Origin of the sequence: Shewanella loihica PV-4 (assembly GCF_000016065.1) — a bacterium.
GTDB lineage: Bacteria > Pseudomonadota > Gammaproteobacteria > Enterobacterales > Shewanellaceae > Shewanella > Shewanella loihica.
Genome location: NC_009092.1, coordinates 4271043 through 4296309, shown reverse-complemented (window position 1 = coordinate 4296309; position 25267 = coordinate 4271043). Strand labels below are relative to the sequence as shown.

The 25267-nt window shown below is 54.1% G+C and carries 26 protein-coding genes; 17 read left to right on the top strand and 9 right to left on the bottom strand.

The features are described 5' to 3' along the window. Window positions 1-69: 69 nt before the first annotated feature. A complete protein-coding gene (locus SHEW_RS18650; protein ID WP_011867392.1) occupies window positions 70-498 on the bottom strand; it encodes an Lrp/AsnC family transcriptional regulator in 429 nt (142 codons plus the stop codon). Between the two features lie 169 nt (window positions 499-667). Here SHEW_RS18650 and yjeH point away from each other — a divergent pair, with 169 nt between their 5' ends. Continuing rightward, window positions 668-1927: an L-methionine/branched-chain amino acid transporter gene (gene yjeH / locus SHEW_RS18645; protein ID WP_011867391.1), complete on the top strand. Its 1260-nt coding sequence runs from the start codon at window positions 668-670 to the stop codon at window positions 1925-1927. Between the two features lie 156 nt (window positions 1928-2083). Beyond that, complete coding sequence (locus tag SHEW_RS18640) at window positions 2084-2809, top strand: class I SAM-dependent methyltransferase (RefSeq protein ID WP_011867390.1); 726 nt, start codon at window positions 2084-2086, stop codon at window positions 2807-2809. Window positions 2810-2921: 112 nt separating this feature from the next. On the opposite strand, the gene SHEW_RS18635 is transcribed toward SHEW_RS18640, so the two are convergent. Continuing rightward, entirely contained in the window at window positions 2922-3374 is a 453-nt protein-coding gene (locus tag SHEW_RS18635; protein ID WP_011867389.1) for a tellurite resistance TerB family protein, read from the bottom strand. Window positions 3375-3465: 91 nt separating this feature from the next. Further along, complete coding sequence (locus SHEW_RS18630) at window positions 3466-3984, bottom strand: DUF2780 domain-containing protein (RefSeq protein WP_011867388.1); 519 nt, start codon at window positions 3982-3984, stop codon at window positions 3466-3468. Window positions 3985-4149: 165 nt separating this feature from the next. Between SHEW_RS18630 and SHEW_RS18625 the strand changes: the two genes are divergently transcribed. The 3 genes from SHEW_RS18625 to SHEW_RS18615 all read left to right on the top strand — a co-directional run bounded on the left by SHEW_RS18625 (window position 4150) and on the right by SHEW_RS18615 (window position 7690). Then, window positions 4150-4863 carry a hypothetical protein gene (locus SHEW_RS18625; RefSeq protein WP_041406790.1) on the top strand — a complete coding sequence of 238 codons (714 nt, stop codon included), beginning with the start codon at window positions 4150-4152 and terminating at the stop codon, window positions 4861-4863. Between the two features lie 48 nt (window positions 4864-4911). Next, a complete protein-coding gene (locus SHEW_RS18620) occupies window positions 4912-6330 on the top strand; it encodes a tetratricopeptide repeat protein (RefSeq protein ID WP_011867386.1) in 1419 nt (472 codons plus the stop codon). A 76-nt stretch (window positions 6331-6406) separates the two neighbouring features. Further along, a complete protein-coding gene (locus SHEW_RS18615; RefSeq protein WP_223294742.1) occupies window positions 6407-7690 on the top strand; it encodes a hypothetical protein in 1284 nt (427 codons plus the stop codon). Here SHEW_RS18615 and SHEW_RS18610 read toward each other — a convergent pair. Together SHEW_RS18610 and SHEW_RS18605 are read right to left on the bottom strand one after the other, a co-directional pair. Continuing rightward, window positions 7680-8030, bottom strand: a complete 351-nt coding sequence (locus tag SHEW_RS18610; RefSeq protein ID WP_011867384.1) for a hypothetical protein — start codon at window positions 8028-8030, stop codon at window positions 7680-7682. The genes SHEW_RS18615 and SHEW_RS18610 overlap by 11 nt on opposite strands. Before the next feature lie 141 nt (window positions 8031-8171). Further along, window positions 8172-9164 (bottom strand): LysR substrate-binding domain-containing protein, encoded by a 993-nt coding sequence (locus SHEW_RS18605; RefSeq protein WP_011867383.1) that lies wholly within the window; start codon window positions 9162-9164, stop codon window positions 8172-8174. Between the two features lie 110 nt (window positions 9165-9274). On the opposite strand from SHEW_RS18605, the gene SHEW_RS18600 reads away from it, so the two are divergent. Continuing rightward, on the top strand, window positions 9275-10477 hold the full coding sequence (locus SHEW_RS18600; protein WP_011867382.1) for a multidrug effflux MFS transporter: 1203 nt from the start codon (window positions 9275-9277) through the stop codon (window positions 10475-10477). A 79-nt stretch (window positions 10478-10556) separates the two neighbouring features. Here SHEW_RS18600 and SHEW_RS18595 read toward each other — a convergent pair whose 3' ends face one another. Next, a complete protein-coding gene (locus SHEW_RS18595; protein ID WP_011867381.1) occupies window positions 10557-11510 on the bottom strand; it encodes a hypothetical protein in 954 nt (317 codons plus the stop codon). A 224-nt stretch (window positions 11511-11734) separates the two neighbouring features. Here SHEW_RS18595 and SHEW_RS18590 point away from each other — a divergent pair, with 224 nt between their 5' ends. Next, window positions 11735-12337 carry a tRNA-uridine aminocarboxypropyltransferase gene (locus SHEW_RS18590; RefSeq protein ID WP_011867380.1) on the top strand — a complete coding sequence of 201 codons (603 nt, stop codon included), beginning with the start codon at window positions 11735-11737 and terminating at the stop codon, window positions 12335-12337. Between the two features lie 187 nt (window positions 12338-12524). On the opposite strand, the gene SHEW_RS18585 is transcribed toward SHEW_RS18590, so the two are convergent. Continuing rightward, on the bottom strand, window positions 12525-14630 hold the full coding sequence (locus tag SHEW_RS18585; RefSeq protein WP_011867379.1) for a putative bifunctional diguanylate cyclase/phosphodiesterase: 2106 nt from the start codon (window positions 14628-14630) through the stop codon (window positions 12525-12527). A 268-nt stretch (window positions 14631-14898) separates the two neighbouring features. Between SHEW_RS18585 and SHEW_RS18580 the strand changes: the two genes are divergently transcribed. Together SHEW_RS18580 and SHEW_RS18575 are read left to right on the top strand one after the other, a co-directional pair. Next, on the top strand, window positions 14899-15246 hold the full coding sequence (locus SHEW_RS18580) for a hypothetical protein (protein WP_011867378.1): 348 nt from the start codon (window positions 14899-14901) through the stop codon (window positions 15244-15246). 11 nt (window positions 15247-15257) lie between these two features. Then, a complete protein-coding gene (locus SHEW_RS18575) occupies window positions 15258-15893 on the top strand; it encodes a class I SAM-dependent methyltransferase (protein ID WP_011867377.1) in 636 nt (211 codons plus the stop codon). A gap of 60 nt (window positions 15894-15953) precedes the next feature. Here the strand turns inward: SHEW_RS18575 and SHEW_RS18570 are convergent, their stop codons facing one another. Further along, complete coding sequence (locus SHEW_RS18570; RefSeq protein WP_011867376.1) at window positions 15954-16664, bottom strand: flagellar brake domain-containing protein; 711 nt, start codon at window positions 16662-16664, stop codon at window positions 15954-15956. A 213-nt stretch (window positions 16665-16877) separates the two neighbouring features. On the opposite strand from SHEW_RS18570, the gene SHEW_RS18565 reads away from it, so the two are divergent. The 4 genes from SHEW_RS18565 (at window position 16878) to SHEW_RS18550 (ending at window position 20910) form a co-directional block, all read left to right on the top strand. Next, window positions 16878-18209 carry a M16 family metallopeptidase gene (locus SHEW_RS18565; protein WP_041406786.1) on the top strand — a complete coding sequence of 444 codons (1332 nt, stop codon included), beginning with the start codon at window positions 16878-16880 and terminating at the stop codon, window positions 18207-18209. Window positions 18210-18262: 53 nt separating this feature from the next. Then, on the top strand, window positions 18263-19654 hold the full coding sequence (locus tag SHEW_RS18560) for a M16 family metallopeptidase (protein WP_398351676.1): 1392 nt from the start codon (window positions 18263-18265) through the stop codon (window positions 19652-19654). A 211-nt stretch (window positions 19655-19865) separates the two neighbouring features. Next, window positions 19866-20417, top strand: coding sequence for a protein-tyrosine phosphatase family protein (locus SHEW_RS18555; protein ID WP_011867373.1), 552 nt, complete (start codon window positions 19866-19868; stop codon window positions 20415-20417). After that, on the top strand, window positions 20401-20910 hold the full coding sequence (locus tag SHEW_RS18550) for a hypothetical protein (protein WP_011867372.1): 510 nt from the start codon (window positions 20401-20403) through the stop codon (window positions 20908-20910). Before SHEW_RS18555 ends, SHEW_RS18550 begins: the two co-directional genes overlap by 17 nt. 16 nt (window positions 20911-20926) lie before the next feature. Here the strand turns inward: SHEW_RS18550 and trmL are convergent, their stop codons facing one another. Continuing rightward, window positions 20927-21391, bottom strand: coding sequence for a tRNA (uridine(34)/cytosine(34)/5-carboxymethylaminomethyluridine(34)-2'-O)-methyltransferase TrmL (trmL, locus tag SHEW_RS18545; RefSeq protein WP_011867371.1), 465 nt, complete (start codon window positions 21389-21391; stop codon window positions 20927-20929). Window positions 21392-21788: 397 nt separating this feature from the next. On the opposite strand from trmL, the gene SHEW_RS18540 reads away from it, so the two are divergent. From SHEW_RS18540 to SHEW_RS18525, 4 genes are all read left to right on the top strand, one after another. Next, window positions 21789-22370, top strand: a complete 582-nt coding sequence (locus tag SHEW_RS18540; RefSeq protein WP_041407513.1) for a cysteine dioxygenase family protein — start codon at window positions 21789-21791, stop codon at window positions 22368-22370. An 867-nt stretch (window positions 22371-23237) separates the two neighbouring features. Continuing rightward, window positions 23238-23552, top strand: coding sequence for a hypothetical protein (locus SHEW_RS18535; protein WP_041406783.1), 315 nt, complete (start codon window positions 23238-23240; stop codon window positions 23550-23552). Window positions 23553-23663: 111 nt separating this feature from the next. Continuing rightward, window positions 23664-24071: a hypothetical protein gene (locus tag SHEW_RS18530; protein ID WP_041406781.1), complete on the top strand. Its 408-nt coding sequence runs from the start codon at window positions 23664-23666 to the stop codon at window positions 24069-24071. Between the two features lie 95 nt (window positions 24072-24166). Beyond that, entirely contained in the window at window positions 24167-24616 is a 450-nt protein-coding gene (locus SHEW_RS18525) for a DUF6174 domain-containing protein (protein WP_011867369.1), read from the top strand. Window positions 24617-25267 lie beyond the last annotated feature (651 nt).

The following is a 25267-nucleotide window of genomic DNA, read 5'->3' as shown; positions in this document are numbered from 1 at the left end:
TAGTCTATCGTTAAGCATATAGTAAAGGAATCCACGGGCCTAAACTGTTACCCATGTTCCGTCCTGTGACTAACCGCGATTGTCGATCCATTCGCTCATCACCACATGGGTCTTGAGCTTGATGATATCGGTCTGAGCGTCGATATATTCGCGGATCTCGTGCAGTCTGCGCATGGAGTCGGCCTGTACATAGACCAGGAGATCCATGTCTCCCGTGATGCCGCGACAGGTGATCACCTCGGGGATAGACTGGAACACATGTACCACATCGGCGCAGCGGGGACAGCGGTGTTGGATCTCGAAGTAGGCGGAAACGCCCTCTTTCTGAGATTCGCTGAGCAGCACCTGATAACCGCGGATAATCCCCGTCTGTTCCAGTTTCTTGATCCGTTCGGAAACCGCGCTGCGCGACAGGCTGACGGTCTCGGCGATGCTGGAAACACTCTGTCTGGCGTCTTGTCTCAGGGCGTTGATGATGGCCTTATCAAACTTGTCCAAGCTGTCCTCTCTGGTATCTGACCAAGCATATGACCGACAAAGTGTCGGTAAATCGATAAAAATCCGTCAAAGTGTCGGCTCTAATTTGATTTTCGGCGGAAATCTTTGACAGATTGTTTGACTCGCTAAGTCTATACTATCCCCATAGATAACCCTAACAGAACCTAAGATGGAACATAATCACGGTACTATTGGTCGCTGGCAAGGTGCCGGTCTTATGGCCACCACTTTGCTTGGTACAGGCGTATTTATCCTGCCGGAGATGACGATTGCCACCGCGGGCAGTGGTGCCCTGCTAGCCTGGATATTACTCACCCTGGCGATCATCCCTGTGACCCTGGTATTTGCTCGTCTGGCGGGGGTATTTCCCCATGCCGCCGGCCCAGCCTACTTTGTCGAGAAGGCCTTCGGCCGCACCGCCGGGCGCACGACCGGACTCATCTTCCTCCTGGTGGTGCCCATAGGCACGCCTGCCGCCATCTTGATGACCTTTCAGTTCATCAATGCCCTGGTGCCCCTGGTGGGTTGGCAGCAGCTGATGACCGAGCTGGCGCTGTTGCTGCTCTTGCTCGCGCTTAACCTCAAGGGAATACAGGTGTCGGCCAAGTTGCAGTTTGCCCTGACTCTGGCCATAGTCTCCGTGGTGGTGATCCTGTTCGGCGCCGGTGGTGCTAAGCTTGGCGATCTCGAACTGGCGGCGCCCCAGGCGGGAAGCGATATGGGACTGGTGATGGCGGCGGCCGGTATCGCCTTCTGGAGTTTTCTCGGTATCGAGGCGATGACCCATCTGGCCAATGACTTCAAGCGTCCGGACAAAGATATGCTGCCGGCGATGATCATAGGCACCATCTTGGTGGGCCTGGTCTATGTCACCTGCACCTTACTCCTGTTGTTTGTGCCTAAGGGTGAAGGGCTCGCCATGGTGACCGCCTTCGATCATCTGCTTGGCGGTTATGGTGCTCAGGTGATAGGAATTCTGGGGATCGCCGGCGGGCTCTCTACGGTTAACGTCTATACCGCCAGTGTGGCCAGGCTGATCTGGAGTTTCAGTCGCGAAGGCGTGCTGCCTCGTTATTTCGACAAGCTCAATCAACACAGGGTGCCGGTGCGGGCGCTGGTGGCCGTGCTGCTCACCATGGCCACGGTTATCTGCCTGACCTATCTGCTAGGTCAGGAGCTGGAACATCTGATCGCTTGGACCAATGGGGTGTTTGTGCTCATCTATCTGGTTTCCATGCTGGCGGCGGCCAGGCTGCTGAGTAAGCGCTATCTGCCTCTGGTGATCATGGGTGTGGCCTTCTGTCTCGCCATGGCAGTGGCGCTGGGCGCTAACATGCTCTACGCCCTGATGCTGGTGTCTGTGCTTGCCCCGCTACTCTGGTGGCAGAAGACTCACCTGGTGCGTAAGCAGACCTGTCGGGCAAGCTGATAAGTAGATTGATGTCCTGCATAGGATACGTTTGATTACAAATTTGTAACCTCTATCCGATGAGAAATGTGTACCCTTGGCTATCTGTCGTTAAATGACTATGAGGGCATAGTGAATATTTCGAGTCGATTATTTAGTTACTTTGTAGGAGGCGTAATGCTAAGCATGGCAGGGCAAGTGATTGCCGAGGATACCGCGAAGGCAATTGAAGCAGCTGTGCATCATGAGGCTAGGCTAGAAAGGGACAAGGCGCGGGACGGGAGCCGACATCCAGAAGCCATCTTGAACTTCTTCGAGGTGGCGCCTGGGCAGAGAGTGCTCGATCTCTTCTCCGGTGGTGGCTACTACAGCGAGCTACTGGCCCGTGTGGTGGGGGAGCAGGGCAGTGTATTGGTACACAATAATCAGGCCTATCTGCCCTTTGCCAAGGAAGATCTGGCCGAGCGCCACTATCAAGAGCGTCTGCCCAATGCCGAAGTGATTATCAGCGAAGCCGACGAGCTGCAACTACCCGCGGCGAGCTTTGACCGCATCTTCTTCATTCTGGGCTTCCACGACACCTATTATCACGAACCAGGTTGGCCGGCCATCGACAGGGAAAGGCTATTGCAGCAGATGTTTACCAGCCTGAAACCCGGCGGTATCGTGGCGATAATCGATCACGACGCGGCACCGGAAAGTGACACCGACACGGCTCATGAGCTGCACCGCCTGGCCAAGCGTCATGTGGTGGACGCCATGGAGGCGGCCGGATTTAAGCTGCAAGGGAGCCTGGCTGTGCTAGAAAACCCTGAGGATAAGCTGACGCTGTCGGCCTTCGATGAGGCGGTGCGCGGCAAGACCAGCAGATACGTGCTTATGTTTGTGAAGCCTAAGTTGTGAAGCCTTAGTTGTGAAGCTTTAGTTTGTGAAGCCTTAGCTTTTGAGAGCGAGTTTGAGAGCGAGTTTGAGAGCGAGTTTGAAAGCTGGGTGCTGAGATTGCGAGTCGGCACTCCTAGCGCGTCTTGTTGATGGCTGCGTTTCTCAGTTGAATCAGTTCGCTGTGCTTGAGGTAGAGGAGTTCGGCGGTGCGGCGGATGATCTGATCTTCATAGCGGCACAGGTTGCCATCGGCGTAGGCTAGGGTCCACATGGCGAGGATCAGCTGCTGTTTCTGCTCCAGCGTGCACTGGTCGTTGATCTCTTTGGTAAATTCAAACAGTGAGGTGGCGTTGCCCTGCACCTGCCTGGCCTCGGCAATTAGCGCCTGAGCCTCCTGCATGCTCAGCGATAGCGCCGAGGTCAGCAGCTCAGGCAGCAGCGCGGCTTCCTGATCATCTAAGGTCTGATCGGCGTAGACCACTTCCAGCAGCAGACAGGCGGCGGCCAACTGCAAGTGTTTGGCCTTCTCCTCGGGAGATTCTGCATGTGTCTGGGCGGTGAGAAATTGCTTTAGCTTGGCGATCATCGCGCATACCTTTCAAGACTTGGGTAGAAGTTAGAGTCCCAGGAAAGGACAGAGTTCATCTTGTATAGATGAACTCTGTTTCATCGAGGCTTTAGAGCAGAGCGCCCAGCCCCTGCATCAGCAGATCTGTGGTACCGGCGCCGGCGTTGGCGTCGAGGTACCCCTTAACGATATCGACCATAGGCTTAGCCAGTTCCTTGGAGATGCCAAGCTTCTCAAAAGAATCATAAACCTGGGCGCCACCCTGTAGCGAGCTGCCGAGATCGCCCGCCTTAGAGAGTAGGCCCGACATGCCAGAGTCGCTGTCGAGCTGCGGCGCCGCCGAGAGCAGGCCATCTATGCCAGGAATCGCCTCGGCGATAGGGCCGAAGCTGTCGCCGCCGAGGGTCGTCTTCGCCAGCGATAGCAGGCTACCCAGTCCACCTTCCGCCTGGGTCTGGTTGAGACCGAGCTGAGACATCACAGTGCCAACGAGATCGTTGTTTTGAGTCTGGGTGGCGACCTGAGGCGCCTCTTCTTTCTTGGTGAGGTCGTCAAACCAGCCGGCCGATGCCGGGCTGCTGAGCAGTAATGAGCCTAAGATAACCGCGCTGATAGTGGATAATTTCATGAATCGCCATCCCATGGTGATTAAGTGCTAGATAGGCGACCTATTCTAGCCTAGCCTGGCAACAAGTTTGTATCTATTTTTAGACATGTGTTGTGCATTGGCGGCGAAATTTCGGTATCCTGTCGCACTCACAAGTTGGTTTATATCTATCTAATGGAAAGTCACATGTCATTATCAGCGATTTTGACCGAAGCTTATAACTTCTTTCGTAACCATATCCGCCAGTTAGCCGCACTTACCGTGCCTATCTTATTCCTACAGGTGGGGATTCAGATGTGGTTAGGCATGGAGATCAATAGCGCAGATCTGGAGAATCCCCAGTTTGGCGTGCCCCACATGATCGCTATGATGGTGCTCTTGTTGGTCTTTTCACTGCTTATCGCCGCCCTGACGCTGTTTATGGAGGTGAGATCCCATGGGCATGAGCCGTCGACCGGCATACTGCTCAAGACCAGCCTGAGTTTCGTGCCGCCGCTGCTGCTGGCCGGTGTCTTCTCTGGCCTGGCTATTCTGGCTCCTGTGATGCTGTTTGCCGCCTTTGGTCCTATCTGGCTGGTGGGTCTGGTGATCAGCATCTATGTGTTCGCTCGCCTGGCCTATGTGAACTTCATGGTGGTGGTCGAGCGTCTGACGCCGCTGGAAGCGATCAAGGGTAGCTTCAAGTTTAGTGGTCCTATCGCCTTTAAGACCCTGCTGGTACTCATGCTCTATATTCCGCTGTCGCTTATCGGCGGCACCCTGTCTAGCCTGGCACAATCCGTAGGCTTCCCGCTGGTGTTAGTGGTCGAGGTGTTGGTGGCCTTCTTCGGCCTGTTCGTCAACGTAGCCCTGTTCCGCCTCTACATGGTGTCGCGTCCCAGCATAGACGAGCAGGTGTGATCCTAAAGAGCAGCGCCTTTTAAATACAGCACAGACGGAGTCCTCACCTTGCTCAGCGATATCGAACTGGTTAGCCAATTTTCGCACGACCTGGGTGAAGACTACCGTGTGGCCAAGAGCTATGTGCGTGACGTGCCGACCCAGGCACTGCTGCACGTGCGTAGCTTCACCCATAGATTGACCGATAAGCTGGCGGCCTCCCAGCAGCTGGTCTTCGACAGCCCCAACCTCTACGACCGAATCGAACTGCTCAACCGTCAGCGGGTGATCAACGTGCGTCTGACCCGCGCCTTGCACAGGCTGCGCAGCGACGGCAACCGTGGGGCCCATCCCGAGAAATATCACCTCACCGCCGAGGCGCTCGAGCAGCTGGCCGAGAAGGCTATCGAACGTCTGGTCAAGCTGGTGGAAGATCTCTATCCGCTGCTCTGCAATGAGCCTGCCCCCGAGTATCGCTTCGAGCCTTTCGATGCCTTCGCCGGGCGGGATCTCTGTTATCGTGCCGTGATGGAAAACGATCCTCAGGCGCAGTATCTGGTGGGCATGTCGCTCAAGACCCGCGCCCTGATGCAGAAGGAGCAGGAGCAAGCCCTGCATGACGAGGCGGAGCAAGAGCTTGACCCTCAGAGCGAGGCCAACTTCAAGCAGGCGGCCCACTGGTTTGCCCTAGCGGCGCCCCATCTGCCCGAGGCGAAATATGAACACGGCGTCAGCCTGCTGCACGGCTATGCTGGCAAGGCGGACGTGGCGGCGGGCGAGAGTGCCATCATAGCCGCGGCCAAGGCCGGGGTAGTGAATGCCATGGCCCTGCTGGGCTATTTCTATTTGGTCGGTAGTGAGCAGATCAGCATAGATACTCAGCTAGCCTATCGTTACCTGCAGGCGGCGGCGGATCGCGAGCAGTCGGAAGCCATGGCTAACCTCGGCGTGCTCTACTATCAGCAGGCCAACTATGCCCAGGCGTTTCACTATATCTCCAGTGCCGCTCAGGCCGGATTCCCCCATGCCCAGTATCACCTGGCGCTCATGTTGGCGCGGGGCGAGGGCTGTGAGGCCGATCCCCTGGCCAGCGAGCAGTGGATGGCCGAGGCCGCCGAGCAGGGACAACTCGATGCCATGCTGCACTGTGCCCAGCAGATGCTCAACAACGAGAATGCCCTGGGCAATGACTTCTCTCTGGCGGAGCGCTACCTGAGAGAGGCGGTGAAATATGGCCACAGCGTGCCGGCCATGATAGAGCTGAGCATCGCCCTGGCCGACGGCATATTGGGACGCATCGACGTGGTGGGCTCGGCGGCGCTGCTGAGGATGGCGCGCCAGCGTGGCAATGAACGCGAACGTGAGGTGATAGCCCCACTGTGGGAGTCGCTGTCTCTGCAGATCGATAAGGTCCTGAGTGTCACCCAAGACGCCGAGGAGCAGAGAGCCCTGCAGCGCGCACGGGAGCTGCTGAGCGATCCCGCCTAATAGCTAACAATCATTGCATACAATATCCATTTGTGGCTAAATGTGCGCCTCTGTTCTCAGCCGGTGTGGAGTCGCCTTGTCACAAATCCAACCTATTCGCTGCCATCTCTGCCAGCAGACACCTTGTTTGACGCAGTGCGCCGAGCACAACGACACTCTCAACCAACACGCCGCAGAATACGTTAAGCTGGTGTTGGCCATAGGCCATCATGAGCCTCTCTATGTGGATGCCTATTACGGTCCCGCCCAGTGGCAGGCCGAAGCCTCAATGCTGCCCCTTCCAGAGCTGGCTTCGCGCTGCGCTTCACTGGTGAATCAGCTGGCCAATGCCGGTAAGGACCTGTCCTGTCAGTTCCTTAGGGATCGTCATGGCTTCCTGAGTAAGCAACTCGGCGCTGTGGCGGCTTACCTGAAGCGCCTGATGGGTCAGGAGTTTAGTTTCGATGTCGAGTCGCGGCTACTCTACGATACCCAGGCGCCCAAACTGAATCTGAGTGACTTCAGTGAGGTGCTCGCACGAATCGATAGCCTGCTGCCCGGAGAGGGGAGTCTGACTAAGCGGTTTGACACCTACCGGAGCCAGTTTATCGTGCCGGCCGACAGAGTGCCTCAGGTGTTTACCGCCGCGGTGGAGCAGGCGAGGTTGCTGACAAAGCGTCATCTTGCCCTGCCAGAAGGGGAGCAGTTCAGGGTCGAGTTCGTTAAAGATCAGATCTGGACCGCCTATAACTGGTATCAGGGGGATTACGCCAGCCTGATCCAGCTCAATCAAGACCATCCTCTGCACCTTGATCGCGCCCTGGAGCTGGCCAGTCACGAGGGCTATCCAGGCCATCACGTGTTTAACCTGCTGCAGGAACATGAACTGGTGAAGGGGCTTGGCTGGTGGGAATATGCCATCTATCCCCTCTATAGTCCCATCTCGTTTCTCTCCGAGGGCAGCGCCAACTATGGCCTATCGCTGCTGATGACCAAGGAGGAGAGAATCGATTTCGAGCAGCGGGTGTTGATGCCCATGGCGGGGATAGCGGGCGATCTGCAGCATTATCATGAGGTGATGGTGACCTACAAAGCCCTGGCTAATCTGGATACCTTGGTGTGCAGGCAATTGATCGACGGCGAGATTCAGGCTGATGAGGCGGCGCGCTTACTGGTGGAATTTGCCCTCTACACCCCAGAAAAGGCGGCGCAGCGGGTGCGTTTCTATCAGGCTAATCGTAGCTATGTACTCAACTATCACCATGGTGAGGCGAGCGTCGGGGAATATGTTACGAATCAGGTCCGTGATAACGCACAGGCCTGGGAAGTGTTTGCCGCCCTGCTAGCAAGGCCAAGGGCGGCGAGTGGGATTATTCGTTAGGGTCGTGCTCGAAGGTGCGACCCTGACGTGGGGCTTGGGCCTTGCCAAAGGGCGAAGCGGTCTCAAACGGCCGCGACGAAAACCCCTTTTGGTCAAAACCTTGCGTCTGTCCGCCGAAGGCGGCATTCCCCTGCTGGCGGAACTTGGCCAGCTGGCGCTTAAGAAAGACCCGGCCAAACAGGCTCAGGATGATGAAGCTTAAGGCGCCGACAAGAATGACAAAGGGAAGCGCTAGCAAGACCAATGTCATCACAACTAAACCGATAGCGAAGGCCATCCAGCCTTTAGTGCCCGAGAACCTATGCTGGAAAGGCGTCTGTTGAAATTGATGATAAATCATAGTTTCTCCTTCATGGCGATGGCTCGATTGTGCCCATATTCGCCCCACGAGATCACGTTAAATTCGTTTAATCTTCTTCGTAAACTGTTACCAAATGTCTCGGTGGTGGCAGAAACTTATCTTAACCGCCATAAGGTTAACCTAAGCTGAACCGGATGCAGATAACGCATCTTCGGGCTGGTTGACCGCCTGGGCGACACGCTTGCAGATGGTCTCGCGGATCCACTTATGCCCGGGTTCGTCATCGTTGCGTTCGTGCCACAGCAGTACATAGGCCAGGGAGTGGAAGTCGAACGGCAGCGGCAGCTCCTCCAAGGCATAGAGCTTGCGGGCGTGGGCGGCGAAGCTGGAGGGCAGGGTAAAGATAAGATCGCTATGGGCGCAGACGCTGGCGGCGCCATAGAAGTCGGGCACTGTGGTGCTCAGGTGACGTCTCTGTCCCGATTTCGCCAGGAAATAGTCCAGCGCCCACCACTCGTTGCCCTCGCAGCGTACCTGCACATGGGACATCTCCAGATAGATGTCGAGATCCCATTGATGATTACGAATGGCCGGCAGCATGGGGTGGCCTTGGCGCACCAGGCAGACCTGATGATCGGTAAACAGTGTCTGGTGAGCGATCCCTTCTGGCAGCCTGTCGATGATGAGATCCGACTGTGGGTTGATGTCTCTGCCCGTGATGCCGAAATCTATCTGGCCCTTCTGCAGGGAGGAGAGAGACTTCTCCGTCCACAGGTAGGAGTCCAGCCTGAGATTGGGGGCGTTGTTGAGCAAAGGGCCGATGAAGTAGGGGATCAGCGTCTCATAGGCACTCTCCACCATGGCGAAGGAGAACTGACGCCTGCTGCTGGCGGGATTGAAACTCGGTGGCTGAGTCAGCTGGTAGAGTCCCTGCAACATGTCAGGCAGCTGCTGGCCCAGCAGGGCGGCGTGGGCCGTGGGCTTGAGGCCGTGGGCGGTGCGGATAAACAGGGGATCCCCCAGGGTATCGCGCAGTCGGTTGAGGCTCTTGCTCAGGGCAGATTGACTCAGATGCAGGCGGCTGGCGGCGCGGGTTACGCTGCGCTCCTCCAGTAACACCTGCAACATCACCAGTAGATTGAGGTCGATACGCGCCAAGTTGTCGAGATTCATAGATATTCCTTACAGGAAATTAGCTTTTGAAATTATACCATTTCTGTTCATAACTTGGCTGGTCTAAAATAAGCATCATTACCTTTACCCCTACATAAAATTAGAGAAATATGCGTCGGAACCTGTTACCCATACTCATGTTGATGGTGGTCTTGAGCCCATTAGCCATCGACATCTATCTGCCCTCTATGCCCGTGATGGCGGCCGAATTTGCCGTGTCGGCCAGTCAGGTGCAGTCGACGTTGGTACTGTTTCTGTTTGCCATGGGTGTCGGTCAGGTGCTGATCGGCCCGCTGGCGGATCGTTACGGTCGTCGTCCTATAGCCCTGGGGGGCCTGCTGCTCTATATCGCTAGTAGTCTGTTGGCTGCGGTGGCGATGGAGTTTCAATGGCTGCAACTGGCGCGAGTGCTGCAGGGGCTGGCAGCATGCTCAACCTCTATCGTGGTCTTTAGCGCCGTCAGAGACTGTTTCACTCCTAAAGAGGGTGCCCGCTACTACAGCTATCTTAACGGTGTGATCTGCGTGATCCCTGCTCTGGCGCCGACTCTGGGCGGCCTGCTGGCGCTGCAATTTGGCTGGCGATCCACCTTCGTGTTTATGACACTGTACGCCATCATCATAATGATCATCGTCGGCTATCGTCTGCCAGAGACGCGTCCGGCCAACACGGTTACCGAAGGGCCGCTCTATCGCTGGTCGCGTTATAAACCTGTGCTGATGGACCCGCACTTTATGTTTTATGCCTTTGCCTGTATGGCGGGCATGGCGGCGATTCTTGCCTATGTATCCTACTCGCCCGTGTGGCTTATCGAGACAATAGGCGTGTCCGAGCTGACCTTTAGTGGCCTGTTCGGTCTCAATGCCCTGGTGAATATCGGCGCCTGTTTCGCTGCGCCCGTGGTGATTCAGAAGCTGGGTAATCGCCCTACCGTTATCGTCGCCCTGAGCGCCATGTTGGTCTCGGCACTGCTGCAGCTTGCGGTGCAGTGGGCAGGCCCACAGACCGGACTCGCGGCCGCCTTTGGCTTCATGCTGCCTATGATGCTCTTGTGTATCGGTTTCGCCCTGCTACTTGGTCCGGCGACCAGCATGGCCCTGGCGGGCTTTGGTGAGCGTGCCGGTACGGCCACCGCCATGCTTGGCTTCATTCAGATGAGCGGCGCCTCGATTCTGGCGGGTCTGGTACAGCAGACTTCGCTGACCGCCCCCTACGCCGTAGTCGTCGTCATGGGTGGCCTGGCGAGCCTACTGCTAGTTGCCATGAACATGAGTCGACTAGACACCTGGCACCAGGAGCGTCACGCCCATTGATAGGCGCAACCTAATCCATTAGCAACACCCTTTTAGCCTGCATTAGTGACCTCAATGCAGGCTTTTTTTGGGGCTGACGTTAGAAGCGGGCGTTTACCCCAATACCGATAAGGAACTCATCTGCTAAATCTTCATCGGAAAATCGCTTAACCCCGGCGAAGTTAGCGGCGAAGTTGTTGGAGATTTGCCACCAATATTTCGTCGACAGGCTAAACAGATTGATGCTGTCATCATAGCTGTATGTGTCAACGGAATTCTCTAGGGTTGGCCACTGGGCTTTTGCATCGCTATTGAACCAGCTATAACCGGCGCCAACGGACCAGGCCGGGGTGACATACCAGTCGGCGCTCAGGCTCACGTGAGTAGTGTCATTTTCATAGCGGCTCTCTATCGATTGGGAAGGTATGACACTGCTGCTTTCTAGTTTGCCATATTCGATCTGGGCCTTTAGATCTAAGCCTGTGGTCGATTGCAGCGGGAAGTAGGTACGGATATGAGCGCCATAGAGACTATTGTCTAGATCGTAATTAACGACTTCCTCTGTGCTCAGGCTCCAAGAATCTGAGTTACCTTGATACTGGTAATAGATGGCGACTTCGGAGCTGTCGTTAAAATAGTAGCCGAAGTTGATGCCATAACCGGTTTGATCTTCATCTATAACCGATGCAATCAAATCGTCTTGAGCCACATCGAGATAGAGATAATTGGCGCCGATAAACCATTTGGAGTCCATCACATATCGGCCATCTACTGTGTAGCGAACCGTATCGTCATAGGCGTTTTCCTGAGCATACATACCGCCTAAATAGGAGGATTGCGCAAGGAATCCCGCCAGTGCATGGGGGGCATTGCTATTCTCCACAGGTTTAAAATAGAAACGGTAGTCAAGGTTCCAAACACCGTCTTCGAAGTGATCTGTGTCGGTGCCGAAGCTCACATTGGCTTCGTGCTGAAAGGTATTAACGGCTTCACCGGCAAACGCCTGTGTCGTTAACCCTAGGAGGAGGGGGAGTGTGAGTAGCTGTTTTTTCATGTTCTTCTTCCTTGTAGTTATATTGGCAGCGTCCATGCTGTGATAACACTCAGCTGCCCGTTATAATCTTGCTTTAAGACGAGCCATTGCCCAGCGCTGGATTATATTTGTTAATTGATTGTTGTGTAAAGGTTTGATTTTTATGCGTGAGTTTTAAGTGGCCGAGTCGCGCAGTGCGCCAGCTCGGTCAGATATAGCACTCAGCCATCGCTATCGAGGATCTTGTGAGCCGTCCCGTTTGCCCCCAATGCCAATACCCGGTTAATGCCTGTCTGTGCGACAGCATTCGTCCGTTATCTACCCGCGTCGAGGTGATCGTGTTGCAGCACCCCAGCGAGGTTTCCCATGCCAAGAACAGCGTCAAGCTGATGCAGGCTGTGATGGGGGAGCAGTTGCGGCTGGTGGTGGGAGAGACGCCGGAAGATTTTTCCGACCTGAGGGCCTATCTCGCGGCGCAAAGCAGGCCTGTGTGTCTGCTCTACCCCAGCGAAACCAGCCAGCCACTGGAGGCGTCGGTGCAGCACTATGATGCAATCTTATTGCTGCTCGACGGCACCTGGCGTAAGGCCTACAAGTTGTTGCAGCTAAATCCTTGGCTGCTTGAGTTTACCGGGGTACATCTGGATCTCGACGCCCCTTCCAAGTACACCATACGTAAGGCTAAACGCGACGATAGCCTGTCGACCCTGGAGGCGGCGGCGCTGGCCATAGAGACGCTAGAGCCAGGCTGCGATGTGTCGCCACTTCATGACGCCTTGGCGGCCCTGGTGGAGAAACGTCTGGCGGCCATGCCCGCGGCGGTGAGGCAAAGATACGAGCCCAAATAACTTGGTGATAAAACTGTGAACCAGCTATAGGTTGCCGGAAAAGCCTATGGGGTAGATCACGATAATCTGAAACGAATTAAGGTCTAATAGCCTGAGTCACTCAAGATAGAGTGGTCAGATAGCTGTGTCAGTTTACTGTCCATGCAGGGAGGCAGTATGCCCTCGAGGCGCTGACACAGTTATCGGTTCAATGCAGGATGAAGTTTGCCTTGGTGAACTGCTCCGCCGCCGTAGGATAACCATAAAAATACCCCTGGGCGAATCCTTGGCCCATCCCAGCCAGTATCTGCTTCTGCTCCAGCGTCTCGACCCCTTCCACCACAAATTGGATCTTTAGCGCCTGAGCCAGCTGTATCATGGCCTGGCAGAGCTCGCGCCCTTGGGGATCGTTGAGTCGCTCGGCGAAGCCCGCATCTATCTTGAGCGTGTCTATAGGGAGGCTGCCCAACTTGCTGAGGGAAGAGAGCCCGGCGCCGAAGTCGTCGATGGCGATACGCACCCCTAGAGCCTTGAGGTGATTGAGAGTGGCTTTCACCCGTTTGGGTTGGCGCAGCAGGGCCGATTCGGTGATCTCCAGTACCAGGCCGTTGGCGGGCAGGCCGCTGGATTCGAGCGCATGGGTCACCTGCTTAACAAAATCCGGATGTTCCAGTTGGGTCGCCGACACATTCACGCAGGCCTGAAGTGGTTTATCTATCTCGCTGCGCCACTTGGCGACCTGCTCACAGGCAGTGGTGAGCACCCACTGACCTATGTTGATCAACAGGCCGGTTTCTTCCAGCAGGGGGACGAAGTCGCTGGCTTCGATTATCTCTGTCTCACTCTTGTGCCAGCGCAGCAGCGCCTCGACTCCCAATACCTGGCTGCCATCGAGATTGACGATCACCTGATAGGCCAGCTGGAACTGGTTCAGGCTAAAGGCATGGCGCAGGTCGTTGATGGTCTTCAGCTTGTATTGGGCATCCCTGTGCATCTGGCTGTCGTAGAAGAGCACATGATTAGGGCTCTTCTTGGCGCAATACATGGCGGTATCGGCAAAGCTGAGCAGCTGAGCGGCCTGGTCGCTATGTTCGGGGAAGCAGGCTATGCCTATGCTGGTCCCCAGGAAGAACTTCTGTCCGTTGATCTCGAAGGGCGCGTCGAATATCGCCAGCAGCTGCTGTGAGACGGCCTCTATCTCCTCGCTGTCCTGGCAATCGCTCAGCACCAAGGTAAATTCGTCGCCGCCGAGACGGGCGATATGGGCATTGTCGATGCAGCTGGCCTCGAGGCGCGCCGCCACCAATTGCAGTACCTTGTCGCCTGTGGCGTGGCCGAAGCAATCGTTCACATTCTTGAAGCCGTTAAGGTCCATAAACATCACGGCGCCCGGCTTTCCGCCCACTTCCGTGGCATCGGCCAGCACCTGATCCAGATGCAGCTTGAGCTGGTGGCGATTGGGCAGGCCGGTCAGGGTGTCGACCATGGCCTGCTCGGTCAGGCGCGACTCCAGCCGCTTCTTGGCGCTGATGTCGCTAAACAGGGTGACATAGAAGATCTCGCCGTCTATCTGCAGCTTGCGGCAGCTCTTCCAGGCAGGAAATTGGCTGCCATCGGAGCGGGTCTTCAGGGTCTCGCCCTGCCAGCTGCCGCGATCTTCCAGGCTCTGTAGAAAATCGATTTGTCTTTGGCTGGCCTCGCAAAATCCCTGTAGATCCAGCGGGCTCTTATTCAACAGTTGGTCGGCGCTATAGCCGCAGATGCGGCACATCGCCTTGTTGACCGCGATGATCTCATGCTGGTGGTTACTGATATAGACGGCTTCGGCGCTGTCTTCCAATATGCTGGAGACCAACTGTGCCGGCAGGCGATCGAATCCGTTGGATACCGTCTCGCGCCGTTTAGCCCTGCGATCGGCGGGGTCGAAACGCGCCAATATCACCTGGCTGCCCTCATGATCTGCCGGCAACATGGTGACCTTGGTGGGGAGTTCACGTCCCAGTTGGCTCATGTGCAGCCAGTTGATGCTGACCACCTCGCCCTGATGGACGCGTTCGATCAGCTGCTGCGCCACCTCTATGCTGTTGATGCCGCTGGCCTGGATCCTTGGGGAGAAGTCGTAGGGGGTGGCCGTGATGAAGCTGTCGCGCTGGGTGTCGAAATAATCCAGCGTACCCTGACTGGCCCCTATGAAGGCGTGTCCCTTGAGAACGGCTAGGTAAGCGCACTCATCCTGGCGCCAACTGTCGAGTTGCCGCTGAATCTCAGGCTGTGCGCTGCGAAGCTGCGCCAATAAGGTAAACCAAGGGCCCATAGGGTGCTCCAAGAGATGGCTCGCAAATGGGGCATAGAGCAGCTTTATATCTTGCCTGCGCTGGTCTTCTCTGTGCCAATTGGGTTAAAAATACCGCGAATCGATAAGAGACTCAAACCTAAGGACAGGTTTTCGCATGGTTTTTCAGTCATTTTTATGACATTTGTTAACAAATGCCTTAAGGGAGCCGAGTCTGAGGTTTTTCAGCTTTGCGCTCGCGATAGTGCTAGAATCACCACAGACCCTCATCTGGTTAAGGATAACTGTCATGTTGACCCGCTTAATTTCTTGTATCGTCTTGGTGTTGCTCGCTAGCCTGAGTTGCGTTCTGGCGGCGAAGGAGCATAAGCGCATGAGCCCTAAGGCCGAGGAGGCCAGTAAGATTGCCCGCCAGACGGAGGCGGAGCAGCTGGAGAAGGCCAGAAAGGCGGCCAACGCCACCCAGGCGAGAGAGCAGGCCGTGCTCGAACGTCAGCAATCGGGTGAATGGCAGGAAGACCAGCGCGAGAAGGCGCAGCGTCAGTTTAATGAGCGCGAGAGTCGAGAGTCTAAGTACTTAAAAGAGGCGCGAGAAGCCGCGGCCCAAGAAAGAAAAATTCCCAAACCCCAAAGCTAATTGGAAACCCTGTGAGTCTTTGTCCCCTTTGTCATAGTGATAACCTGGCGTGCTTTCATCGCGATAAGCACAGAGCATATGAGATCTGTAATCAGTGCCAGCTGGTGAGCGTCCCCGACCAGTACCTCCTAAGCGCCGAAGCCGAGAAGGCGTTTTACGACCATCACCAAAACGACAGTAAGGATCAGGGCTATCGGCGCTTCCTGGGGCGCACCTGGTTACCCCTGAGTGAGCGATTGACTAGCGAGCATAGAGGGCTGGATTTTGGCTGTGGCCCGGGGCCGACCATCAGCGTGATGGCGGGCGAGGCGGGGATTGCCATGGACAACTATGATCTCTACTACTTTCCCGACGAGCAGCTGCTACAGCAGCAATATGACTTTATTACCATGACAGAGGTGATAGAGCATGTGGCCGATGCCTCGGCCCTGATGCAGAGGCTGGATGCCATGATGAAGCCGGGCAGCTGCCTGGCTGTCATGACCAAGCGGGTGCTGGATGAGGCCGCCTTTGCCAACTGGCATTACAAGCAGGATCAGACCCATATCCGCTTCTACAGCACCGCCACCTTCGAGTGGATCGCCAAGCAATTTAACTGGCGGCTCGAGGTGATAGACAAGGATGTGGTCTTCTTTACTAAATCCTAAGCTTCAGATTCAGCCTCAGATTCAGTCTCAGGCCGTGGCCTTAAAGACTCATGTTTAGGGCTATGCCTTAGGCTGCTGCATTAGGTGATTGATGATCACCTTCTGGGCAAAGTCGCCCAACGTCTCCTCATCCTGACTCTCATCTAAGATGAAGCCATATTGATACTGGCTGCGCCCCACGCCTGGAGGTTGGATGTTCTTGAGTAGGATAGGCACGCTGAGGGTCTCCAGCGACTGCCCAAATTTGACCTGTAAACGATAGCCCTGATTCAGGGCGCCTCCCTCAATCTCATCACCTATGTAGGCGCCGCCCTTGACCGAGATATCCTGCAGAAAGCCGCTGGAGCATACATGGGTGGAGTGGCTCTCTGCCGTGCGCTCATGGATCGAGGCGGCCAGATTGACCGGAATGCGGCAGTGTTGTCTCAGGGCTACGCTCTGTAGCACCTTGGGGTATTTCACCACTAACCAGCGCCCGGCGTTGTTGAGCAGGGTCTTGATCTGGCTGCGAAAGGCGAGGATGTTGGCCTCGGGGTCGTCGCTGTTGATCAGGCGCACCACCACACCTTGTCCCTGGGTAATATAGTCCTGGGCGGCCTGCCAGTATTTGTCCTGGCCAAGGGCGAGAATGATGGCGTTGTCCGGGTCTATGCCGATCAGCCGGGTCTTGAGCCTGATAGGCCTGAGCGGCGTGAGAATTTGCAGCTGGGCCTCTGTGTTGCAGTTGATGCGGTTTAGGTAGGCTAAATCGATCTCTGTGGCTTGTGGCAAGGCGTACTCTCCCTTGGGTTAGGTGTCGTCATACTTGTGTCTTAGCATGGCACAAAAGCAATAAGTTACAATTCTCTCGCGCGATACTGGCTACAACAGACTTGATCTTATTTATAATTTCGCCTCTTATAGTTGTCGATGATTGGGGGCTCACAAACGATGCCACCAGATACCGAGAAAAATTCTATCTGCTCACGAATGAGGGAACGACAGATGATGCGAAAGATTATCGCACTGTGCCTCTCCATTGGGGGAATCCTCTCCTCCATGGGGGCGCAGGCAACTCAAGCCGAAGACATAAAAAGCTTCACGTTAGATAATGGCATGAAAATCATGGTGCTAGAAGACGCCTCGATCCCAAATGCCAACATGTATCTATTTTGGAAGGTGGGTTCCCGCAACGAGGTGCCTGGCATCACGGGGATCTCCCACTTCTTCGAACACATGATGTTCAACGGCTCGAAGAAATTTGGTCCTAAGATGTTCGACCGCACCATGGAGGCGGCGGGCGGTGCCAACAACGCCTACACCACAGAAAACCTGACCGTCTACACCGACTGGTTCCCGGCCAATGCCCTGGAGACCATCTTCGATCTCGAGGCCGACCGTATCGCCCATCTGGATATCAATCCTGAGATGGTAGAGAGCGAGCGTGGCGTGGTCGCCTCTGAGCGCACCACAGGCCTGGAAAACTCTAACTGGCGTACCCTGCAGGAAGAGATCAAGGGCGCCGCATTTCGCGCACACCCCTATAGCTGGTCTGTCATAGGTCATGAGTCGGATATCGCCGCCTGGACCCAGGACGATCTGGTGCAGTACCACAAGACCTACTATGCGCCTAACAATGCCGTGGTGGTGATTGCCGGTGATGTGAAGCTTAACGAAGTCAAGGCCTTGGCCAACAAGTACTTTGCGCCGATCCCCGCCCAGACGCCGCCCCGCGAGGTGAAGACGGTCGAGCCACTGCAGAAGGGTGAGCGCCGCGTCTTCGTACAGAAGGCCTCGGTCAGCACGCCGAACGTGATGCTGGCCTACCATGTGCCGGCGACCTCGAATCAGGACTACTACGCCCTGGATCTGTTGTCTTCTATCCTGACCACGGGCAACAGCTCGCGCCTCTATCAAGGCTTGGTGGAGAAGCAGGTGGCCATTGAGGTGGAAACCTATATGCCGATGAGCTTTGACCCTAACCTCTTCTATGTGATGGGCGTTGCCAACCCTGGCATCACAGCACAGGAGCTGGAGAGCGGCATGATCGGTGAGATCAACCGTATCGCCCGCGAAGGCGTGACCCAGGATGAGCTTGAGAAAGTCAAAAATATCAAACTGATGAACTTCTACCGCGCCATGGAAACCATTAACGGTAAGGCCAATACCTTAGGAACCTACGAGCTCTATTTCGGCAGCTTCGACAAGCTGTTCAATGCGCCTGAGGCCTATAACAAGGTGACCCCAGAAGATATTCAGCGTGTTGCGCAAACCTATCTACGTCGCGCCAACCGCACAGTTGCCGTACTGGCGGCCACAGAGGAGAGTGACCAATGAAGACCCTATTGACTCAAATTCCCCAAGGCTTTGCCAAGCTGGGCACGGCGGCCATGGTGGCCGGCGCCCTGGCACTCTCGGGCTGCGCCGCGACGACAACGAGCCAGACGGTCGACACCGGCAGCTTCAGCATGCCCGCCTATGAGCAGTATCAACTGAGTAACGGCATGACTGTCTATCTGATGCCACAGACAGAGGTGCCGCTGATCACCGTCAGCGCCGTGGTGCGCGCCGGTGCGGTCAAGGACACCACCTCTGGGGTGGCCAACATGACCGCCAAGTCCTTGTTGCTGGGCGCTAACGGTAAGAGCAAGTCAGATATCGAGCAGATGGTCGACTTCTTAGGCGCCTCGATCGCCGCCGATGCGGGTAAGGAAGGCAGCTTTATTGATGCCGACTTCATGGCGAAAGACACAGACAAGATGCTGCCTCTGGTGCGGGATCTGCTGCGCGCCCCTGATTTCGACGGCGGCGAGTTCGACAAGCTGCGTCAACGTGAAATGGCGGGCCTGGCCCAGGAGAAGGAGAGCCCACGCGTGGTGATCCATCGCTACTTCGACAAGCTGGTATTTGGCGATCACCCCTACGGCAATCCGGCATCGGGTACCCGTGACTCGCTGGCCGAGTTGACGGTTAACCAGCTGCGCGCCTTCCACAAGAGCTATTATCAGCCACAAAACATCGCCATCTCGGTCGTCGGTGATTTTAAGCCAGGCGAGATGAAGGCAAGACTCGACAAGCTGTTTGGCGATTGGCACAACGGCGAGGCGATCGCCAAGCAAGACCTGGCCAAAGGCCAGCCGTCGCTGGATGCCAGCAAGGTGCTCTTGGTCAACAAGGGCGATGCCATCGAGACCACCTTCCTTATCGGTGGTAAGGGCATTAGCCGCAACAATCCAGATTACGTTGGGCTGCAGGTGGTCAACACTATCCTGGGTGGCCGTTTCACCTCATGGCTCAACGACGAGCTCAGGGTGAACGCCGGTCTGACCTATGGTGCCCGATCGGCCTTTACCCCCTATTCACAAGGGGGCGTATTCAGGATCAGTACCTTCACCAAGAGTGATACTACCAAGGAGGCGATCGATCTGGCGCTGAAGACCTATTCGCGTCTGTGGCAGACGGGGATAGATCAGCCGACCCTGGACTCGGCCAAGGCCTATGTGAAGGGGCAGTTCCCGCCTAAGTTCGAGACCAGCGAACAGCTGGCCGGCCTGCTGTCGAGCATGTACCTCTATGGCTTCGATGACAGCTTCATCAACGACTTCCAGAAGAATGTCGATGGCCTAACCCTGGCAGAGACCCAGCGTCTGGTGAACAGCTACTTCCCACAGGACAAGCTGCAATACGTGCTGATTGGCAACGCCAGCAAGATCGCCGATATCGCCGCCCAGTATGGTGAGGTGAAGCAGGTGGAGATCAATGCGGTCGGTTTCTCGCAATAAGCCTTCTCGATAAGAGATAGCTAGTTAGGCTAAATCATAAAGGCTCGTCGGCTAACGCTGGCGGGCCTTTTTTATCGGTCAATGGCGCCAGCGTAAACGGGTGAGCGGTTCGCATTTCGATGGGCTTTCATCTAGGGTTAACTAACACCTTAACTAACACCTTAACTAACACCTTAACCAAGTCTTAGCCCAGCCCTATCAGGAGATGCCCATGACCCAGGTTATACCGCCTCGCTGCGACACATGCGCCTGTGATGACGCCGACTGGTGTCACCTGCAGGAGACCACTAAGCTGCTGCTATTGGCGACGGCGCAGATAGAGTTATCGCTTACCGATGGCGACCATAACGTCACCGGCCTAGGGCAGCTGTTTACCCAGATGGCCGGGCATCTTACCGAGGTCAATCGCCACCTTCATGGTACGGCCGATACGCCAGCGGCGATTCTGGCCCACAGCGACAGCCTGATGCAGGCAATCGACAGCGGGGTGATGGCGTTTCAGTTCTACGATCGCATCTCTCAGCGGCTGAATCATGTGATCACCGCGCTGAGTCTGATGGAGGCCATGTTGGGAGATGAGCAGCGGCGCCACTCCCAGGCGGCCTGGACGAACTTGCAAGGGGAGATACAGGCGCATTATTCTCTCGATTGTGAACGGCAGATGTTTGCGGCCCTGCTTGAGGGCGTGCCGATACACGAGGCGCTAAACGCCTATCGAGAAACTCATTTACACCAAACAAAACAAGATGTTGAACTATTTTAAATCGCTCATTTTATTCTCGGCCATGCTGTTTTCATCAATGGCCTTGGCGGAGAAGATAGCCCTGCCCGATTTCTGTCAGGCCCTGGCGGGGAGCTGGCAGGGGGAGGCCTCCAGGCCCAAGGGACAGGTAAAAGCGGTACAGGTGCAGGGGCTCTGTAGCGGCGATCGGCGTCAGCTGACGCTCTCGGTGAGCGAACACGCCAGTCATCCGCTGAGCGAGACCTGGTGGTTTCGCGAGGGAGATGGCGAGATAAAGCTCACCTATTTCAACGGCGTCGACCCGGATAAGACTCTCTTCTTTACCCTGTACCGGGAGGAGAGTGGCTTCTCCCTGCTGGGCAAGGGTGTGGTGCAGCAGCGCCCGGCGATGATCCGCTTAAGCTTCGCGCCGCAGGGAGATGGCTGGTTATGGCTGCAGAAGGTGCAATATCTGGATCAGGACGATGACGACTATCAAGTCTATCGTGGCATCGCCCTTAATCCTGCCTCATAAATTCCACATAAAGGGTTTAGCAGGCGCCCTCGTAGCCGAGCTGACGCCAGGCCTCATAGCTGATGATGGCGACCGAGTTGGACAGGTTGAGGCTGCGGCTGCTGGCGGCCATGGGGATGCGCAGGCGCTGGCTGGTGGGGATAGACTCGATAATCGGCATCGGCAGGCCGCGGGTCTCAGGGCCAAAGAGTAAGACATCATCCTTCTCGAAAGCGATTTCGCTGTGGGGGCGACTGCCCTTGGTGGTACAGGCCATGATGCGCTTGCCAGCCATGGCGCTCAAGAAACTCTCGAAGTCCTTGTGGCGGGTGACCCGGGTCAGATCGCTATAGTCCAGCCCGGCGCGGCGCAGCTTCTTCTCTTCAAGATCGAAACCCAATGGCTCGATAAGGTGCAACTGGCAGCCATTGTTGGCGCACAGGCGGATGATATTGCCGGTATTGGGGGCAATCTCTGGCTCATAGAGGGCGATATGGAACATCTTGGCTTACCTTTGAACGGATGAGCGGCGATTATAAGGGAAATGGGGATGGGGGAAAACAGCCCTTGTGCAGAGGGTAGTGGCCTGATTGATGAGGAGAGGCTGGTTAGTTGTTGAGGCTTTTAGCTGAGTTGATGTTTGCTGGGATTATGGAGGGGCAACCTTCGCTGTTGCTTATCGCCTGCCCGAGGCTTTATCGTGCCCTGGGCTTTATATGCAAGCACTAATGTCGTGATCACAGGGGCGGTGAGCTTACCTACATAACGCCGATATTTCCCCGATACCTCTATTACTCTTCTATCCTATGGCTTTTATCTGCTATCGACCTATTGCCTATTTATTGCCTGGGGCGGATCGCCTAGCCTTGATTGACGACATTCAGGACAAAGAGAGTGTGATGGAAAACATTGGCAGATTGCGGGATTTTGTGCAGTCCTTCACTCGGCTGGTCGAGCAGGTCGGCTGCGATGAGGCGCGTATCTTTTCCGACGGCAAGTCGCTGCTGTCGGAGCTTATTGCTCATGATGACTGGCTACCCCATGCCTTTGCTCAGCCGAGTATTGAGAGCTATCGGCAGTATCTGCTCTACTGCGATCCAATGGAGCGTTTCTCTGTGGTGAGCTTCGTCTGGGCACAGGGGCAGATCACGCCTGTTCATGACCATACCGTATGGGGCATGGTGGGCGTACTGCGCGGCGCCGAGCGCTGTGAGGAATATGAGCTGGACGAGGCTGCGGTTTGCTTGCGGGCCAGCGGTAGTCATGAGTTGCCCGTTGGCGGTGTCGATCTGGTCTCGCCCGATATCGGCGATATCCATAGGGTTTCTAATGCTCTATTGGAGGGAGTATCAATTAGCATTCATGTCTATGGCGGCAACATAGGTGCGGTGCAGCGCCATGTTTATGACCCCGATACCGGGAGTAAGAAGCCATTTATATCTGGGTATTCGAATAGTGTGATGCCGAATATATGGGGGTGATCGGGCTGATGCTTCCAGCTGCATTTGTATTTGAAGGGATTTTGAAGGTCGAACCTTCACCTTCATCAATTGCCTGCGGCAGGCTTATGTGCAAGCACTCTTTTGGCACGCTGTGAATATGTCCTTATACGCTTCACGGCGGCGTCCATGCCGCCGAGAGCCAAAAGCGTGCTTACACTCGGTATCAAACGTCTCTTCGATTTGGCGGTGTTGGGGAGAGAAGGGAGGTAAAGCGCTGACTCATTTATGCCCCAAAGTGTGTTGGCCTTCGAATGAAGGTTTGGCATTTCTATAGTTTGTTTGTTTGTTTGTTTGTTTGTTTGATTTGCATTTGGCCACATGATCATTAATTAAATGAGTTGAAGGTCGTACCGTCATGGCAACCTATCACCTGCGGTGGGCTTATGTGCAGATACGCCTGTGACACGCTGTGCGCCATCCCTGGCCGCTCTGCGGTTTCATCCCTGAAACCGAAGGTCACCGGCGTATCTACACTCGGTATCCAACGTCTCTTCGATTTGGCGGTATTGATGTATTTAAGACGTGAAAGCTAACTGATTTTTGCTCCGAATTGAGTTGTTGGTCAGCCAGTAAATCGCAAACTTACTACTCAACAATTTCTTATCTAAGTCCTGTTTGTGCGATTCATCACAAGAAGTAGAAACTGGACAGATACACAGTCATATTTAAATTATGTGACTTTCGGGTGATTTTAAGCCTAAATCCGTGCGCGTTTGTCCAGATGGTATATTTAGCAAAATTCTGATAAGTTCATTGTATACAAATAGTTAACTGTGCGCGTTTTCACTGGTCCAACGAGGTAGACGCGCATGCGCACTAATAAAATGTTATGTGGTCAGGAAGTATATGAGTTGCGATAAGTGCCAGAGTATAAAAAAGGTTATTAAAGTTCCTAGAGATCTTACAGAGGCAATCTTACTGGCTAAGCTTAAAATCGAAGACGGAACTCTAAAATATTTAGGGGCTGGGGCTTACGGTGATCCTTTTAAACGTATCGCTTCAGGCCGAGGTTGGAGTGATTTCGTCAATAACTACTTCTCATGTTCATCCTGCAACCAAATATTTAGCCTACATGCTGAAACATATCATGGTAGCGGTGGTAAGTTAGAGGCGGTAAAAGAAATTCAAGGCGAGTTAAGCAATGATGTATATCCCACATAACAAGTTGCTCAAATTCGTTCGTAAACTCACTGGGACAATTAACAGTTGGCTTGGCGCTTCGCGCAAGTTTAGCCAACTGTTAATTGCCCCTTAGCAAAGCGTTAGATTTCTATGAGAATTGTACTTACATTCATCAAATGGTTTGTTGTTCTGACCGCGCTATCATTGACGCTTTGGTTCCTAGTCAGTTTTGCAGTGTACCGAATTCCCTCCAAAGCGGCCAAGGCTATATTTGTCGGAGAGGTACATTACAAATTTGTTGAGCTAAGCATCGAAAATAGAGAGTTGTTCGAAAACCTGTTGGGTAATCGTATCGTCCGACTTGAGGGGCATCCAGTTCTGTACGTTTCTGAAGCAGAACGCAGTCAGCTGTGGCTGGAAAGTCCACATGACATGTCGAAAAAAGGTTACACGCTCAAAGCCACACTAACCGCCCCTCCTCTTTTGCTTGGTGGTTATGGTCAAGCTGAACTAATACATGTTGAAGTCATCAACAAAGAACCTATTCTCAGCAAATGAAATCTAACCAGTTGCTCAAGTTTACTTCGCCAGCCAAAGCTGGCTCCGTGGGACTGGCGCGTTGCGCCAGCCCCTTAGCAAGGCGTTAGAGTTTTATGCAAATATTCGATACCCGCAATCCATATTCAATCTTCTTTGTATTAGGAACGATAATAGTCCTAATATTTAGTTTTTGGGGAATTGGGCATCAATCGGTAAACTCTCAAACACACGAAAAAATAGCGAGTCAATTGGAGATTTGGCAACAAAATGAACCTGAAAGGTACAGCTATGTCGCCCAAGAAGGTTGTATGTATGTAGTTGGCTCAAAAGTTTTAGTCGCAAATGGTGTAGCACTTTTTGAGAAACTTGGTGAACACGAGCATAAATTGGTTATTGACGATCTTTTTAAAGCTGCAAATAAAGGGTTATTTGAAGCTGCAAGTATGGAAATTAAATACCACCCGAAATTTGGATTTCCAGAAGTAATCGAAGTTGATTGGAGTAAAGACACAATAGATGATGAATGCTTTTATGAAATTAGTAAATTCAAAGTCCTCGAGTAGAAAACTCTAACAAGTTACTCAAAGGGACGAAAAATGCTTGGCATGTGCTCTTTCGTTGAAAATTTTAGAAAAGTATTTTGGGGTCTCTTATGCAAGCGCTAACTGGATGGAAATAGTTTGAGCATATATTTTGAAGTTACGACAAACGCAAGTGTCGACTTATTGATAACACCAATTTTTATTTTTTTACTAATCACGATTGTTCTCAAGTATCCAGTGTTCTCGGAGGTCGCATCTAAAGTAACCAAAATAAAAAGAGTTACTTTGGTTCGTGCATTCACAGGTTTAATGGCTTTTTGGGTAATAGCCTTTATTTTTAGTTATATGAGGCAAGTCGAGTTGCAAAATATAGTCGAAAATAAAACGTACTCAAATGTCAAAGGTTGCCTAACAAATTACAAGGTGAAAAAGCCAAAGCAAGGTACTATTGTCGAGTCTTTTAATGTGGGGAATGTTGATTTCGAGTTTTCAAACTATGATGACCCATTATATTTTCATAGCAAAGATCACTTGGATAATTTTCTAAAAGATGGGCAATGTGTATCCATCGACTATGTGAAAAAAGGTAGAAGTAACAAAATTATAAAGATATCCAGTTCAAGCTAGCCTTCCAAATCTAAAATCAGTTTGATGCTAGCTTACTAAGCTAGC